At 64.9% G+C, this 16,163-nt stretch carries 13 protein-coding genes; 5 read left to right on the plus strand and 8 right to left on the minus strand.

Annotated elements, in window-relative coordinates:
• Positions 1-254: 254 nt before the first annotated feature.
• Complete coding sequence (locus ABMA46_RS05210) at positions 255-2,117, minus strand: putative bifunctional diguanylate cyclase/phosphodiesterase (protein WP_348998249.1); 1,863 nt, start codon at positions 2,115-2,117, stop codon at positions 255-257.
• Between the two features lie 378 nt (positions 2,118-2,495).
• Here ABMA46_RS05210 and rpsO point away from each other — a divergent pair, with 378 nt between their 5' ends.
• The 3 genes from rpsO to ABMA46_RS05225 all read left to right on the plus strand — a co-directional run bounded on the left by rpsO (position 2,496) and on the right by ABMA46_RS05225 (position 6,308).
• Positions 2,496-2,765, plus strand: coding sequence for a 30S ribosomal protein S15 (gene rpsO / locus ABMA46_RS05215; RefSeq protein ID WP_348998250.1), 270 nt, complete (start codon positions 2,496-2,498; stop codon positions 2,763-2,765).
• 273 nt (positions 2,766-3,038) lie between these two features.
• Positions 3,039-5,186 (plus strand): polyribonucleotide nucleotidyltransferase, encoded by a 2,148-nt coding sequence (pnp, locus tag ABMA46_RS05220; protein ID WP_348998251.1) that lies wholly within the window; start codon positions 3,039-3,041, stop codon positions 5,184-5,186.
• Positions 5,187-5,291: 105 nt separating this feature from the next.
• Positions 5,292-6,308, plus strand: a complete 1,017-nt coding sequence (locus ABMA46_RS05225; protein WP_348998252.1) for a class I SAM-dependent methyltransferase — start codon at positions 5,292-5,294, stop codon at positions 6,306-6,308.
• A 36-nt stretch (positions 6,309-6,344) separates the two neighbouring features.
• On the opposite strand, the gene ABMA46_RS05230 is transcribed toward ABMA46_RS05225, so the two are convergent.
• From ABMA46_RS05230 to fabA, 4 genes are all read right to left on the minus strand, one after another.
• A complete protein-coding gene (locus ABMA46_RS05230) occupies positions 6,345-7,946 on the minus strand; it encodes a putative bifunctional diguanylate cyclase/phosphodiesterase (RefSeq protein WP_348998253.1) in 1,602 nt (533 codons plus the stop codon).
• A gap of 102 nt (positions 7,947-8,048) precedes the next feature.
• Positions 8,049-8,861 carry an enoyl-ACP reductase FabI gene (gene fabI / locus ABMA46_RS05235; protein WP_348998254.1) on the minus strand — a complete coding sequence of 271 codons (813 nt, stop codon included), beginning with the start codon at positions 8,859-8,861 and terminating at the stop codon, positions 8,049-8,051.
• Positions 8,862-8,872: 11 nt separating this feature from the next.
• A complete protein-coding gene (gene fabB, locus ABMA46_RS05240; protein ID WP_348998255.1) occupies positions 8,873-10,093 on the minus strand; it encodes a beta-ketoacyl-ACP synthase I in 1,221 nt (406 codons plus the stop codon).
• Between the two features lie 29 nt (positions 10,094-10,122).
• Positions 10,123-10,638, minus strand: a complete 516-nt coding sequence (fabA, locus tag ABMA46_RS05245; RefSeq protein ID WP_348998256.1) for a 3-hydroxyacyl-[acyl-carrier-protein] dehydratase FabA — start codon at positions 10,636-10,638, stop codon at positions 10,123-10,125.
• A 215-nt stretch (positions 10,639-10,853) separates the two neighbouring features.
• Here fabA and irrA point away from each other — a divergent pair, with 215 nt between their 5' ends.
• Positions 10,854-11,285, plus strand: a complete 432-nt coding sequence (irrA, locus tag ABMA46_RS05250; RefSeq protein WP_348998257.1) for an iron response transcriptional regulator IrrA — start codon at positions 10,854-10,856, stop codon at positions 11,283-11,285.
• Positions 11,286-11,365: 80 nt separating this feature from the next.
• On the opposite strand, the gene ABMA46_RS05255 is transcribed toward irrA, so the two are convergent.
• Positions 11,366-11,914: an SH3 domain-containing protein gene (locus ABMA46_RS05255; protein WP_425475688.1), complete on the minus strand. Its 549-nt coding sequence runs from the start codon at positions 11,912-11,914 to the stop codon at positions 11,366-11,368.
• A 168-nt stretch (positions 11,915-12,082) separates the two neighbouring features.
• Here ABMA46_RS05255 and ABMA46_RS05260 point away from each other — a divergent pair, with 168 nt between their 5' ends.
• Entirely contained in the window at positions 12,083-13,084 is a 1,002-nt protein-coding gene (locus ABMA46_RS05260; protein WP_348998258.1) for a 2-hydroxyacid dehydrogenase, read from the plus strand.
• Between the two features lie 192 nt (positions 13,085-13,276).
• Here ABMA46_RS05260 and ABMA46_RS21350 read toward each other — a convergent pair whose 3' ends face one another.
• The gene (locus ABMA46_RS21350) at positions 13,277-15,193 is read right to left on the minus strand and encodes an aconitase X (RefSeq protein WP_425475689.1); all 1,917 of its coding nucleotides are present in this window, start codon (positions 15,191-15,193) and stop codon (positions 13,277-13,279) included.
• Positions 15,190-15,957, minus strand: a complete 768-nt coding sequence (locus ABMA46_RS05275; protein ID WP_348998259.1) for a molybdopterin-synthase adenylyltransferase MoeB — start codon at positions 15,955-15,957, stop codon at positions 15,190-15,192. The genes ABMA46_RS21350 and ABMA46_RS05275 overlap by 4 nt, the downstream gene beginning before the upstream one ends.
• Between the last annotated feature and the right edge of the window lie 206 nt (positions 15,958-16,163).

Genomic DNA, 16,163 nt, shown 5'->3' on the forward strand with positions numbered 1-16,163 from the left:
CGGCGGGATTATCGCAGGGGAGGAGAGGGTGGGGATAAAAAGGGCGTTCGAGATGGCGTCACAGGTTGAATGTCGGCCTCCGACCTCATTGTCGCCGTTCTGGGCGCTTCCGCCGCCGCCCGAAAATTGCCATTCGCTCGGTTCCCATGGACGGCGGAGCCGGGGCTGTATGCGGAACGGCAGCTTCTACAAATGCCACCGCGAGGCGGACTGTCAGCAGACGGCCCCCGGTGCGTCTCGAACGCCGAAATGCGTCATGCTGTTAACCGATAAGGCACCTGATATGCTGACGGACTGTCAGGCTTTTGTGAAAAGCGACGCAGGAGTTCGAGGGTGGTCGCCGCTGAGGCGGCACGCCCGTAGCGGTACCCCTGGCCAAGTATGCAGCCGAGGGATGCCAGTTTGTTGGCCTGTTCCTCAGTCTCGATTCCTTCGGCAATGATCTTCATATCGAGCTTATGTGCCACTTCGATCAACCCTTCGACGATTACCAGGCTCCGGTGGTCTTCAATCATGCGGTCGACAAATGATTTGTCGATCTTGATGATGTCCACGGGGAAGTTCAGGAGATGGGTAAGCGAGGCGTGACCGGTGCCAAAATCATCGAGCGCAACACGCATTCCTTTGGCCCGCAGATTTTCCGCTGCTCGGGCGATGTGATTGTCGTGACCGCCCATAAAAACCGTTTCGTTGATTTCCAGGATGACATGCTCGAGCGGGACGTTGGCGGCTGCGAACTTCTCTACGATCCGGTCTTCGAGACCGCCTTTCTGGAAGTCTGGGCTCGCAACATTAATGCCGACATGCTGGAGTGAAATACCGCTGTCGAGCCAGGCTCTTACGTCAGCGGTCACCTCCGACAGCATCTGCATCGTCAGGTTGTCGCCGATACGCGGGTCCGAGATGGCTTCGTGAAACTCGTTGGCCGGTACAATCCGCCCCTCCGGGGTACGCATGCGCACCAACGCCTCCACGCCAACGATCTCGGCAGTGTCGATCCGCACGATCGGTTGATAGGCCGCGAAGACGCGGCCTTCGGATAGTGCGTCGCCGACCTCACGTATGGTTTGAATCCTACGTGTGATAGCCGTGCGCATCCCGGGCACGAAGGGAACGAAACCGCCTCTGCATTCCGCCTTTGCGTGATAGAGGGCAAAGTCGGCGTTCTGGTACAAGGTTTCGGCGTCGATGCCGTCGCATCCGTAAAGTGCGCCGCCGACGGTCACGGAAGAAACGATCGTGTGTTCGCCATACTGGAATGGCATACTGATCGCTTCGATCAACCCATGTGCCGCCTTGGTCATCTCGGATGCCGTGCTGCAACCCGGCACGACCACGGCAAATTCGTCACCTCCGATACGAAAGACCTCGACAGCGATCGGCGCGGTTTTGAGACGCAGCGCGGTAGTACGCACCAGCATGTCACCGCCGGCATGTCCCAACGTGTCGTTGATCTCCTTCAGATGATCGAGGTCGATCAACATCAGAGCGAAAGATTTTGGAGTTGCTCCCGTCAGTTGTCCGATACGGAGATTGAAGCTGGCGCGGTTAGGTGCTCCCGACAAGGTGTCCACGAACGCCAGTTCATGCATGCGCCGCCGGTTCTCGTCGTGTTCAATGGCGATACTGCAAATATGAGTGCAGCGCGCAACCACTTCCCTTTCGACGTCCGTCGGCCCTCGGGGGGTAGGAAAATAAAAGGCGAAAGTCCCGACGACGCGGCCGTCCCGAGCCTTGATTGGACTGGACCAGCAGGCCTTCAAGCCAAGCGGGAGTAAAAGCGACCTGTAGTCGTCAAAAAGCGGGTCACACTCGATATCCGTGACTTCCACTGCCATGCCGCGATACGCCGCCGCGCCACAGGAACCAATGTCAGGCCCGATCGGAATTCCGTCGATCGCCCGCGAGTACTGCTCTGGAAGGCTTGGACCTGCAAGCGTCCGCAGCCTGCCATCTCTATCGACGGTGAGAACCGAGCAGATAACATCTGCGGCTATCGTCTCGGCCTGCCTGCAAAGATGATCGGTGACCGATGCCAGCGGCTCCCCGTAGGCTACCTTCTCAAGAATATCCGTTTGCAAGGCAATCAGCGATTTTGCCGGGTGGTCAACCGCCATTTCCGCTCTCGCCGAGTGCGGTATCTTAGTCATACTCCCATTGTGCGTAGGCTTTCTTAAAGAGAGCTCAATTCAATCAAGAAATTATCTTCAACTTGTCTATAAATGGGCCTTGGGTTCATTAGGGAGATTAAGGCATCCCACCGGTCGGCCTGACGACGGCTTTCGCGGAGTGAGTGCGGGAGGCTGTCAGTCCGCATTCCACCCCTCAGCCGCCGTCCAACCCCTCCCCCCACGAAATCCCCCTATCTTTTCCGCCCCAAATACCCTATATGCGCCGCAACATCGCGAAAACGCGCATGTTTTGCATCGGCCTTTGCTGGACGACATCCCGGCTCAAGGCGTCCCGTTTCCTCCATTCGAGAAAGGAAAAGCACGATGTCGATCACTGCTGAACGCAAACAGGAATTGATGGCGCAGTATGCCACGGCCAAGGGCGACACCGGTTCGCCGGAAGTCCAGGTCGCCATCCTTTCGGAGCGTATCAAGAACCTGACCGAGCACTTCAAGGACCACAAGAAGGACAACCATTCCCGTCGTGGCCTGCTCGCTCTCGTTTCCCAGCGCCGCAGCCTGCTTGACTATCTCAAGCGCAAGGACGAGGCGCGTTACCAGACGCTGATCGAAAAGCTCGAACTGCGTCGCTGACCCTTTGGCCGGCGGGCTCTCCTGAGGAGGGTCCGCCGGTCGCGCATGCGGGCCTAGGCATCTGCCGGCCCGAACCCGGTTCCCGCCGCACCATTGCGCGGAGCCGCCCATGGACGGTCATGGGGCAGGATTGCAGGACGCCCGGACGCACCAAAGGTGCCGACAGCCCGGACCTCCCGTTGTCTTGCCCGTGGCTGCCCGAACGAAGCCAGCAGGTTGGGACCGCGTCGCAAAGGGCGGCGGCGGCCCGGCCGCATTATGCAAGGACAAGACATGTTCAATCACCACAAAGTGGAAATCGAATGGGGCGGGCGTCCGCTCACCCTGGAGACCGGCAAGATCGCCCGCCAGGCCGACGGCGCCGTGCTCGCCACCTACGGCGAGACCGTGGTTCTCGCCACCGTCGTTTCGATGAAGGAGCCGAAGCCCGGCCTCGATTTCTTCCCGCTGACGGTCAATTACCAGGAAAAGACCTTCGCAGCCGGCAAGATCCCCGGCGGCTTCTTCAAGCGCGAAGGCCGTCCGAGCGAGAAGGAAACGCTGACCTCGCGCCTGATCGATCGCCCGATCCGCCCGCTCTTCGCCGACGGCTACAAGAACGACACCCAAATCGTCGTCACCGTCGTCCAGCATGATCTGGAGAACGACCCCGATATCCTCGCCATCGTCGCCACATCGGCGGCGCTGACGCTGTCCGGCGTGCCGTTCATGGGCCCCATCGGCGGCGCCCGCGTCGGCTACATCAACGGCGAATACGTGCTCAACCCGCACATCGACGAGATGCCGGAATCGAAACTCGACCTGGTCGTCGCCGGCACGTCCGACGCGGTCATGATGGTCGAGTCCGAGGCGAAGGAGCTGTCCGAGGACGTGATGCTCGGCGCCGTCACCTTCGGCCACAAGGGCTTCCAGCCGGTCATCGACGCCATCATCAAGCTGGCCGAGGTCGCTGCCAAGGACCCGCGCGACTTCACCTCGCCGGATTATTCCGAGCTCGAGGGCGAGATGCTCAAGGTCGTCGGCGACGAGCTGCGCGACGCCTACAAGATCACCGACAAGCAGGCCCGCTACGCCGCCGTCGACGCCGTCAAGGCCAAGGTCAAGGCCGCGTTCGCCGCTCCGGAGGGCGAGGAGGCGAAGTACACCTCCGAGCAGATCGGCACCGTGTTCAAGGAACTCCAGGCCAAGGTCGTGCGCTGGAACATCCTCGACACCTCCTCGCGCATCGACGGTCGTGATTTGAAGACGGTCCGTCCGATCGTCTCCGAAGTCGGCGTCCTGCCGCGTACCCACGGTTCGGCGCTGTTCACCCGCGGCGAGACCCAGGCGCTGGTCGTCGCCACGCTGGGTACCGGCGAGGACGAGCAGTTCGTCGACGAGCTGACCGGCACCCGCAAGGAAACCTTCCTGCTGCACTACAACTTCCCGCCCTATTCGGTGGGCGAGACCGGCCGCATGGGCTCTCCCGGCCGCCGCGAGATCGGCCACGGCAAGCTCGCCTGGCGCGCCGTCCATCCGATGCTGCCCTCGGCGGAGCAGTTCCCCTACACGCTGCGCGTCGTCTCCGAGATCACCGAGTCCAACGGCTCGTCCTCGATGGCGACCGTCTGCGGCACGTCGCTGGCGCTGATGGACGCGGGCGTTCCGCTGTCCAAGCCGGTGGCCGGCATCGCCATGGGCCTGATCAAGGAAGGCGAGCGCTTCGCGGTGCTCTCCGACATCCTCGGCGACGAGGACCATCTCGGCGACATGGACTTCAAGGTGGCCGGCACCGCCGGCGGCATCACCTCGCTGCAGATGGACATCAAAATCGACGGCATCACCGAGGAGATCATGAAGGTCGCGCTCGGCCAGGCCAAGGACGGCCGCCTGCATATCCTCGACGAGATGGCCAAGGCCATCACCGAGGGCCGCCATGAACTGGGCGAGTTCGCGCCGCGCATCGAGGTCATGCACATCCCGACCGACAAGATCCGCGACGTGATCGGCTCGGGCGGCAAGGTCATCCGCGAGATCGTGGAAAAGACCGGCGCCAAGATCAACATCGAGGACGACGGCACGGTCAAGATCGCGTCGTCGAACGCCAAGGAGATCGAGGCGGCCAAGAAGTGGATCCACACCATCGTGGCCGAGCCGGAAGTCGGCGAGATCTACGAGGGCACGGTCGTCAAGACCGCCGACTTCGGCGCCTTCGTCAACTTCTTCGGCCCGAAGGACGGCCTCGTCCACATCTCGCAGCTTTCCAACGAGCGCGTCGCCAAGACCACCGACGTGGTCAAGGAAGGTGACAAGGTTTGGGTCAAGCTGATGGGCTTCGACGAGCGCGGCAAGGTCCGCCTCTCCATGAAGGTCGTCGACCAGGCGACCGGCAAGGAGATCGCCAAGGAGAAGAAGTCCGAAGGCGAGGAAGACGCCGCCTGATCGGCGCTTTCCGGCAGTCTTTCGATGGGCGTGGCCGCAAGGCCGCGCCCGTTTTCATTTGGCCGCCGGCGTGAACCGAAGTTCGATTGCTGTTAGGTGTCGGTCATGGCCGATGATGCGCTGAAGACGCTTTTTCACCCCTTCGATGCCGGTTCTCTCGAACCGCAGCGACAGGAAGACCGTGTGCTCTTCCTCGGCGCCGCGCCGGGTTTTCGCCTGCCGCAGGGCTGGGCGGCGCCGGTCCGCGCTGTGCAAGGCTTCCGTCCGGATTTCCTGGCGCTCGAGCGTTCGGGCCTTACGGTTACGCCACGGCCCGAAGAGGAGGGGTATGACGTGGCCTTGATCCTCGCCGACCGCCATCGCGGACAGAACGAGTTGCGCATCGCGGAGGCCGTCGGGCGCACGAAGGAAGGTGGGCTGATCGTCGTCGCCGGCGCGAAGGACGACGGCATCGCCAGCCTGCGCAAGCGTCTGGCCGGGCTTCTCGGGATCGAAGGCGCGCTGCCGAAATACCACGGCCTTGCTTTCTGGTTTCGCCGCGAGGGCGGGGCAGGGGAGGCTGCCCTGGCGCTGCGTGCCGCCAATCCGGCCCTGCTGGTCGAGAACCGCTTCCATACCTTGCCGGGCATGTTCTCGCACGACCGCGTCGACGCCGGGTCCAGGCTTCTGGTCGAAAACCTCCCCGCCGACCTGTCCGGCGCCGTGGCCGATTTCTGCGCCGGATGGGGTTTTGTCGCCGCCGAGGTCGCGGCCCGATGCCCTGCCGTATCGGCGCTCGATCTCTACGAGGCGGATTTCGAGGCGCTCGAAGCGGCGAAGCTGAACCTCGCCGCGACGCCGCAGCGGAAGGAATTCTTCTGGACCGATCTGCTGGCCGAACCGGTGGAGCGGCGCTACGACACCGTCGTCATGAACCCGCCCTTCCACAAGGGCCATGCCGCCGATCCCGGCATCGGCGCAGGCATGATCCACGCGGCGGCGAAGGCCTTGAAGCCGGGCGGACGGCTGGTGATGGTGGCGAACCGGCAGCTGCCCTATGAAGCGGTGCTGAAGACCTGCTTCGCAAGCTCGGGCGAGGTCGCGCGCGATTCCGGCTTCAAGGTGCTGTCGGCGCGCCGCTGATCGGCGGCGTGCCGGCCCGCCGCGACGGGGCTGCGCTCAATGCAGGTTCGCGACCCGCAGCGCCTGCTGCCTGTCCGGCCGGGCGGCATCCGGCCTAGGGGCATCCGACCCAAGGGCATCCGGCATGACGACAGGATGGGCTTCCTCGATCTTGATGAGCGGCGCGGCCCGTCCGTAGAAATTGCCCTGCACCACCTGGCAACCAGCTGCCTTGAGCAGCGTCGCCTGGTGCTCGGTCTCCACGCCTTCGGCGATGGTGCTGACGCCCAGCGCGCGCGACAGGCCCACGATGGTCGAGACGACGGCACCTGAGCTGGAATCCGAATCCATGCGGCTGACGAAGGACTTGTCGATCTTGAGCTTGCGGAACGGAAAATCGACCAGATAGCTCAGGTTCGAATAGCCGGTGCCGAAATCGTCCACGGCGACCGAAACCCCCATTTCCGCGAGGTTCTTGAGAATATCGGCGGCATGGTCGCGATCCTGCATCATCGCCGTCTCGGTGACTTCCAGTTCAAGGCGGTGCGGATCGATGCCCGATGCAGCCATGATGGACCGAACGAGGCCGATGAAGTTCCTGCCCATGAACTGGGCGGCCGAGATGTTGACGGCGACGAAGCAGTCCTGCGGCAGGTAGCGCGCGTCGTTGCACGCCTTGCGCAGCACCCATTCGCCGATCGGCAGGATCATGCCGGTCTCCTCGGCGATAGGGATGAACTCCATCGGCGCGATCATGCCGCGCTCGGGATGGCGCCGGCGGATCAGCGCTTCGTAGCCGACGACACGGCCTGTGGGCAGGTCGAACTGCGGCTGGTAATGCAGGTCGAAGTCGCCGCGCTCGAATGCGGTATGGAGTTCCGATTCGATCCATTGGCGCTGGTCCGCGACCTTGCCCATGTCGGGATGGAAGATCGCCCAGTTGCCGAGGCCACCGGCGCGCGCATGCTGGAGCGCCAGGTTCGAGCGGCGCATGACGAGGATCGGGTCCACGCCGTCCTTCGGCATGGCGACCAACCCGGCCGAGATGCTGATCGACTGGAGATGGGTGGTAAGCTGGTACGGACGCGTCGTCTTTTCGATGAGATTTTCAATCAGCTCTTCCATCGGCGCCGTTACGAGATGGTCCGGATAGAGCAGGGCGAATTCGCCTGCGCCGATGCGCCCGACGACGACGTCGTCGGGAAGACCGCTTTTCAACCGCCGGGCAAAGAGGGCCACCAGCTCGTCGCCCGCCGTATAGCCGATGGCGTCGTTGATCTGCTTGAAGCGGTTGATGTCCAGGTCGATGAGATAGATCGGCTTGCCTGTCCGGATCGTTTCGGCCGCCGCCTCGGCGATGCGCCCGATCATGGCGGCGCGCGTGAACGTGCCGGTCAGCTTGTCGAAATTGGTCTCGTTGTAGACATATTCCGCGGATTCATCGACGCCGGCGAAGAACGACATGGCGCCGCCGGCGGCGGCCAGGGCGCAGAGCGCCGCGATGATGCCGACGATGGAGGACGCCGGCATGCCGGCGAGGCCGTCGCCGAATCCGAATTTCAGCCCCCAGATGCCGAGCAGGAAGCTGCCCGTGCCGGAACTGGCGATGGTCAGCAGCCTGAAGAGAGGCGTGCGGCTCGGATTCCGGCTCGCGGACATGCTTGAAGGTCCCTGCGCAACGGGACTTTCTAACAGCAAAACCCCTACCAACAGGTTTCTGTCACCGCGCTCTCAACCTGAGCGCGAAGACGGCAGGTGCCGTCAGTCGTGTGCCTCGTCCATCCGCTTCAATTCGCTCAGGGTCGGCATGGAAACGATGTGATAGCCCGAATCCACATAATGGATCTCGCCGGTCACGCCCGAGGACAGGTCGGACAGGAGATAGAGCGCCGATCCGCCGATCTCGTCGATCGACACGTTGCGGCGCAGCGGCGAATTGCGCTGCTGGTAGCCGAACATGTACCGGGCGTCGGAAATGCCCGCGCCGGCCAGCGTGCGCACCGGCCCGGCCGAAAGGCCGTTGATGCGGATGCCGCGCGGGCCGTAGTCGTTGGCGAGATAGCGCACGCTCGCCTCCAGCCCCGCCTTGGCCACGCCCATGACGTTGTAATTGGGCATCACGCGCACCGAGCCGGCATAGGTCAGCGTGAGCATCGATCCGCCTTCGGGCATCAGCGCGGCGGCATGGCGCGCGACTTCCGTGAAGGAGTAGCAGGAGATCACCATGGTGCGCACGAAGTTGTCGCGCGTGGTGTCGGCATAAAGCCCCTTGAGCTCGTTCTTGTCAGAGAAGCCGATGGCGTGGACGAGGAAATCGATGCCGCCCCATTCTTGTCTGAGCGTCTCGAATGTCGCGGCGACGGAGGCGCTGTCCTCGACGTCGCAAGGAACGACCAGCGAAGCGCCCGCCTGCTCGGCCAGCGGCTTCACCCGGCGGCCGAACGCCTCGCCCTGATAGGTGAAGGCGAGGTCGGCGCCCTGTTCGCGCAGCTTCTTCGCGATGCCCCAGGCGATCGAGTGATCGTTGGCCACGCCCATCACGAGACCGCGCTTGCCTTGCATCAATCCGGTCATGGCAACGGCCCCTATGCAGCGTAGCGCTGGAAGACCAGCGTTGCGTTGGTGCCCCCGAAGCCGAAGGAGTTCGACAGCGCGGTGTCGATCCTGGCATTGTCGATGCGCTTGCGCACCACCGGCATGCCTTCGAATTCGGGGTCGAGATTTTGGATATGGGCGCTTTCGCCGATGAAACCGCCCTGCATCATCAGGATGGAGTAGATCGATTCCTGCACGCCGGCCGCGCCCAGCGAATGGCCGGTCAGGGACTTCGTGGAGGCGATGTGGGGCATCTTGTCGCCGAACACCTCGCGGATGGCGCCCATTTCCCTGCTGTCGCCCACCGGCGTCGAGGTTCCGTGGGTGTTGATATAGTCGACCGGACCCTTCACCGTCGCCAGCGCCTGGCGCATGCAGCGCACCGCGCCTTCGCCGGAGGGCGCCACCATGTCGTAACCGTCGGAGGTCGCACCGTAGCCGACGATTTCGGCGTAGATTTTCGCGCCGCGCGCCTTGGCGCGCTCCAGTTCCTCAAGAACCAGCACGCCGGCGCCGCCGGCGATGACGAACCCGTCGCGGTCGACGTCATAGGCGCGGGACGCTACCGCGGCGTTGTCGTTGAACTTCGACGACATCGCGCCCATCGCGTCGAACAGGTCCGACATCGTCCAGTCGAGATCCTCGTGACCGCCGGCGAACATCACGTCCTGCTTGCCCCACTGGATCAGTTCGGCGGCGTTGCCGATGCAGTGCGCCGAGGTCGAGCAGGCCGAAGAGATCGAATAGTTGACGCCGTGGATCTTGAACCAGGTGGCGAGCGTCGCCGACGCGGTGGACGACATCGCCTTCGGCACCGCGAAGGGGCCGATGCGCTTCGGCGAGCCGTTCTTCAGCGTGGTCTCGGCCGCTTCCACGATGGTGCGGGTGGACGGTCCGCCGGAGCCCATGACGATGCCGGTGCGCTCGTTGCTGACGTCGCCTTCCTCCAGCCCCGCATCGGCGATCGCCTGGTCCATGGCGACATGGTTCCACGCCGCGCCCTGCGACAGGAAGCGCAGCGCGCGCCGGTCGATCATCGGCGTCGGGTCGAGCGTCGGCGCCCCCCAGACCTGGCAGCGGAAGCCGTGCTCGGCGAAGGAGGGCGAGAAGGAAATGCCGGATTTCGCGTCGTAAAGCGAGGACTGCACCTCGTTGGCGTTGTTGCCGATGGACGACACGATGCCGAGGCCCGTTACGACGACTCGTCTCATGCTCTCGCTCCTCGTGAGGGGCCTGCCGCTCAGGCGGCCGGCTGTTTCGACAGGCCGACCTTGAGGTCGGTGGCCGCGTATATGGGATCGCCGTCCGCCTTCAGCCAGCCGTCGGCGATGCCGAGAACGAGGCGGCCGCGCATCACGCGCTTGAAATCGACGCCGTATTCCACCTTCTTCACCGAAGGCGTCACCATGCCCTTGAACTTCACCTCGCCGGTGGAAAGGGCCATGCCCTTGCCCTCTTCGCCCAGCCAGCCGAGGAAGAAACCTGTCATCTGCCACAGCGCGTCGAGACCGAGGCAGCCGGGCATGATGGGATTGCCGATGAAGTGGCAGGGGAAGAACCAGAGGTCCGGCTTGATGTCGAATTCGGCGCGGATGAAGCCCTTGTCGAAGGCGCCGCCCGTCTCGCTGATCTCGGTGATGCGGTCGAACATCAGCATCGGCGGCGCCGGGAGCTGGGCGTTGCCGGGTCCGAACAGCTCGCCGCGGGCGCAGGCAAGCAGTTCCTCGTAGCCGTAGCTCGACTTCCGTTCAGCCATGAATTTTCTTCTCCCCGTCTGACCGGCGAACAGCACGCCGCGTTCGGCCCTTACCTAACACGGTCCGCTTGCGGCCGGAAACCGACGTTTGCGATTAGCCTGCCGGTCGGGCCGGGTCAATGCGCGCTATTGATCGTATTCGGGCGACGGAATATATCTGGCCCATACCGGTATGGCGTCTTTCGCCGAGTAAAGCGGACGTTGAAGAGAAGTTGATGGATTCGAGCCAGCCAAGGCACAGGAACCCGATCGACAAGCAGGTGCGCGACGCGGGTCTGCGTCCCACCCGGCAGCGCGTCGCGCTGGCCGAGCTGCTGTTCGCCAAGGGCGAGCGTCATCTGTCGGCGGAGGAATTGCACGAGGAAGCGGCCGCCGCCGGCGTTCCGGTCTCGCTCGCGACCGTCTACAACGCGCTGCACCAGTTCACCCAGGCCGGCCTGCTGCGCATCCTGTCGGTGGAAGGGTCGAAGACCTATTTCGACACCAACACCTCCGACCATCACCATTTCTTCGTCGAGGGCGAGAACCGCATCTTCGACATCGAGACCGGCCCGGTCGCCGTCGGCAATCTCCCCGAGCCTCCCGAAGGCATGGAAATCGTCAATGTCGACGTGGTGGTGCGCCTGCGGCCGAAACAGCGGCGCTGATCCGCGGCCATGCCGGTTGCGGCTTCGGCAGGCCGGTGGCCTGATCGCCCGGGCTCAGCCGTTCGGTATCGGTCCCGCGATCAGTCCTTGACCTTCTCGCCCGGATAGGCGCCCCAGAGCTGTGACTGGTTGAGCCAGCCCGTATGGCCGCCGAGCGTCATTTCGCACCATTCGCCGTTGCAGGACTTGATCGTTCCCATCACGCCGGGCTCGATCAGCGCGACCACGGACGCATCCTTGTCCGGCTCGCTGAGAAGCTTGACGTGGTCGGCCTTGTCGCGCTGCCAGGGCGTGATGAGCGCCGTGCGCTTGCCCGACAGCAGCGACTGGTTGACCCAGCCCTCCGCGCCGTCGGCGTCGCGCACCTTGCGCCAGGTGTCGTATTCCTGGACGATCTCCATCGGCAGCCCGGCCTTTGTGTACATCCAGTCGACCGAATAGTTCAGGCCGGGTCCGATCCGGGAATTGACGCGTCCCGATTTCAGGCTGACGAAGCGCGGCAGCGGCAGGCCGCTGGGGCCGAGCGTCACGGTCTGGGCGGCGCTCTGGGCCGAGACCTGCGGCACGCCCGTGACCATTCCCGCGAGGACGGCGCCGAGAAGAAGACGATACGACGCTGAACCGGACACTCTCGTTTCCTTTGCTTGCTGGGCGGGCCTGGCGGAGCCGGCAGACGCCCCTTTTTCTTTGTCTTCCGTCGCCCCGCTTGTTACATGAGGCAAACGGGCTGCGACCGATTTCCAGTTTGGCCCGTCTTGGTTAAAGAGGTCTCAACAGACCCGAATCCGAGGGTGGGAATGGCCGGCAAGAAGAAACCGCTCGTCGTCATCACGCGCAAACTGCCGGACCCGGTCGAGACGCGCATGCGCGAACTCTTCGACGCGCGCCTCAACGTCGAGGACCGCCCCATGACCCAGCCCGAGCTGGTGGCTGCGGTGAAGGAGGCGGACGTGCTGGTGCCGACCATCACCGACACGATCGACGCCGCCCTGATCGAGCAGGCCGGCGACAATCTCAAGCTGATCGCCAATTTCGGCAACGGCGTCGATAAGGTCGACGTCGCCGCCGCCGCCAAGCGCGGAATCACGGTCACCAACACGCCGAACGTGCTCACCGAGGACACCGCCGACATGACGATGGCGCTGCTCCTGGCCGTGCCGCGCCGGCTCGCCGAAGGCGCCAACGTGTTGCCGGGCGAAAAGAAATGGACCGGCTGGTCGCCGACCTGGATGCTCGGCCGCCGCATCTGGGGCAAAAGGCTCGGCATCGTCGGCATGGGCCGCATCGGCACGGCGGTGGCCCGGCGCGCCAAGGCCTTCGGCCTGTCGATCCACTACCACAACCGCCACCGCGTCATGCCGGCGCTGGAGGACGAGCTGGAGGCGACCTACTGGGAAAGCCTCGACCAGATGCTGGCGCGCATGGACATCATCTCGGTCAACTGCCCCTCGACGCCGGCGACCTTCCACCTGCTGTCGGCGCGGCGACTGGCGCTGATGCAGCCGACCTCCTATCTGGTCAACACCGCACGCGGCGACATCATCGACGAGGAAGCGCTGATCAAGCTCCTGCAGGACGACAAGATCGCCGGCGCCGGCCTCGACGTCTACGAGAACGAGCCGGCGCTGAATTCAAGGCTTCTGAAGCTCGCCGCAAAGGGCAAGGTGGTCCTCCTGCCGCATATGGGCTCGGCAACGCTGGAAGGCCGCATCGACATGGGCGAGAAGGTCATCATCAACATCCGCGCCTTCTTCGACGGCCACCGCCCGCCGGACCGCGTGCTGCCGTCGCGGGCTTAGATCTTCGCCGTTCCCCTCGCTGGGAAGGGCAATCCATCGTATTTGGGTTGCACTGGAACCTGGCCGTGGCGCACCCCCACCCCTGACCCCTCCCCACAGGTGGGAGGGGATTCAGGCCTCGCCATCTCGCTCGAAGCAATTCGGGCTGGCGGGCGGAGGCTGGACCGCAGAGTCCCCCCTTGTGGGGAGGGGTCAGGGGTGGGGGTGCGACGCCATATGCGATGGTCCTTCCTTTGTTGCCAGCCCCTCGCCGTCGACGGTCACGCTCTTTCCGCGAAACGGTTCGAACCGGCTCCGATCCATCCTCACCGCCATCGGCGTCTCCCAGCCCATTTCCCGCGCCACGATCAGGCCGAGCAACAGGATGGCGTCCGGCTCGTGCAGCACCAGTGCGGCCGGCGCGTGACCGTTCTTCACCAGTTCGAGCAGCACGGCGGATGCGGACGACGAGCCGATCGTGCCGGGCAGGAACAGCACCTTTCCCGCGACGGTTTCGCCATGCTGCGGATGACGCACGTCGGCGATGCGGCCCGTCTTCGGATCGACGCCGCCCCAGAAGCTGATCGGTGCGGAAAGGATGAGGGCCTCGCCGGTGGCGAGTGTGCCGGGAACCAGGATTTGGGGGGCGATGTTCCGGTCCTGGCTTTCGTCTTCGTGTTCATAGTCTTTGTGTTTTGTCTCAGATAGCGCACCCCCACCCCTAGCCCCTCCCCACAAGGGGGAGGGGGATTCCTTCTCCGCCGTCTCGCTCGAACCTGATGCAGGCTGTCGACGATGGGCCGAACCGAAAAGTCCCCCTCCCCCTTGTGGGGAGGGGTTAGGGGTGGGGGTGCGCCGGTTGTTCAGTTCAGGCACGGCATCCGAAAACACCGGCCGGCCCGCCACCGCGCTCTCCACGCATTCCGCCAGCGAGCCGTACACCACGCCGTAGCCCGTATTGCCCGGCGCATAATGCGCGAATTTTCCCGAATTGGTCATCAGCACGCCGCCTCCGGGCAGGTCGGGCAGGATCGGCGTCACCACCACGCAGGTGTCGGCGACGACGACCACGCCGGTCGCCTCCAGCGCCTTGCGCCGGCCGTTCCTGTCCAGGTCGGCCAGCGCGTAGCGGCCAGTACAGGCGTAAAGCGGCACGGCGAGCTTCCTGCCGGCTATCAGCCGCTCCAGTGCCTCGAACTCCGTCGCCGACAGATGCGGACTGCCGATGGCGACGGCATCGATCCGTTCGGCCCCGCCGGCAGTCGAAAGGCCGCTGCGCGCCGCCGCCACCATCTCCGGCGTGACGCGAATGACAGCCTCCGGCGTGTCGCCGCCCAGCGCGGTTTCGGCATCCGGCGCCTCGGGCGTCACGCTGGCGATGTGGAACAGGCCGACCGCGCCGGAGGACGCGGCCGCGGCGCCGAAGGCTTTCAGCGCGTCTTCGCCCGGATGCGCGTCCACCCCCGTCACCACGCCGACGGCGCTGCCGGTCTCGCGGCCATAGAGGCTGCCCAGCACCGGCCATGCCGCTTCCGAAGCCAGAAAGGCGCGGGGCAGGGCGGAGACGTCGAACACCAGCCGCGCCCGGCGGTTTTCCGGCCTGTGCAGCCCGTAATCGGGCGCGCGCCCGGCGATCGCGCAGGCGATGTCGAGGAAATCGCCATAGCGATTGGTGCGCGCCCCGAGCACCGAATTGCAGAACACCACGGCGTTGGATTCGCCCCAGGCGGCGTCGGTTCCGCGCGCCGGCCGGTGCCCGGCCTGATAGGGCGCGCAGGTCCAGCTCGGCTCGCAGCCGAGCGCGCGGTAGGCACCCATCATGCGCTGCGCCATGTCGCGCTCGTGCCCTTCCAGCCGCACCTTCGAGCAGCCCGTGAGGTCGAGCGCGCCGACATTGAGCGTAGCGCGCACGGCGACCGTCGCGCGCCCTTGCACCAGCTTTTCGGCGAACAGCGTGCCGGAATCGCCGTGATAGAGCGCGCCGTCGATATGCGCCGAGGCTATTCGAATCAGCCGCGGCGCGCCGAGCAGCCGCGCGGCCTCGATGACGATGCGCATGGCCATCGCCGCGCCGTCACCGTCCCGTCCGGCGGCGACGGCCTGCTCCTGCGGCGTCAGCGCGAGGCTCACGGCCGGCGGCTCCTGTAGCGGATCGTGTCGAAGCGGGTGGCCAGCGCGTCGTAGAGCAGCAGCTGCCCGACCAGCGGCTCGCCGATGCCGGCGATCAGCTTGATCGTCTCCATCGCCTGCAAGGTGCCGATGACGCCGGTCAGCGCGCCGACGATGCCGGCTTCGGCACAGGACGGCACGAGGCCCGCCGGCGGCGGCTCGGGAAACAGGTCGCGATAGGACGGGTTGGGCCTGCCGTCTGCTCCCGCTGCGAAGGGCATCAGCACGGTGATGGACCCGTCGAAGCGCCCGACCGCCGCATGGACCAGCGGCTTCCGCGCCGCCGCGCAGGCGTCGGCCACGGCATAGCGCGTCTCGAAATTGTCCGAGCCGTCCACGACGATGTCGTAGTCGCCGACGAGGGCAGGGGCACTGTCCGTCGTCAGCCGCTCTTGGTGAAGTTCGACGGTGACATGCGGGTTGATGCGCCCGATCGCCACCTTTGCGCTCTCACCCTTCGCCGATCCGACGCTTTGCGTGTCGTGGATCACCTGCCGTTGCAGGTTGGACAGGGAAACCGTGTCGTCGTCGACGATGCCGAGCGTGCCGACGCCGGCGGCGGCGAGATAGGCCAGCACTGGCGCGCCGAGCCCGCCGGCGCCGATCACCAGCACGCGCGCGCGCTTCAGCTTCTGCTGCCCCGCCCCGCCGATTTCCGGCAGCACGATATGGCGCGCATAGCGTTCGAGTTCTTCATCGGAAAGCGGAGGAGGGGGTATGGTCATGGGGCGAACCATAGAATGCTGTTCCGGTTCTGTCAGGAGCAATGGGTATCAAGTGGCTTGGCCTTGCCTGAACTTCCTTCTGCCACCTCTCCGTCGTTCTCGTGCGAACCTCTCCACCCTCTGAGGCAATCGCATTTGGCGATGCACCCCCACCCCTAGCCCCTCCCCACAAGGGGGAGAGGAACTTTGCGACGGCGCTACAGAGC

The sequence above is a fragment of the Mesorhizobium hunchu genome (assembly GCF_040081975.1).
GTDB lineage: Bacteria > Pseudomonadota > Alphaproteobacteria > Rhizobiales > Rhizobiaceae > Mesorhizobium > Mesorhizobium hunchu.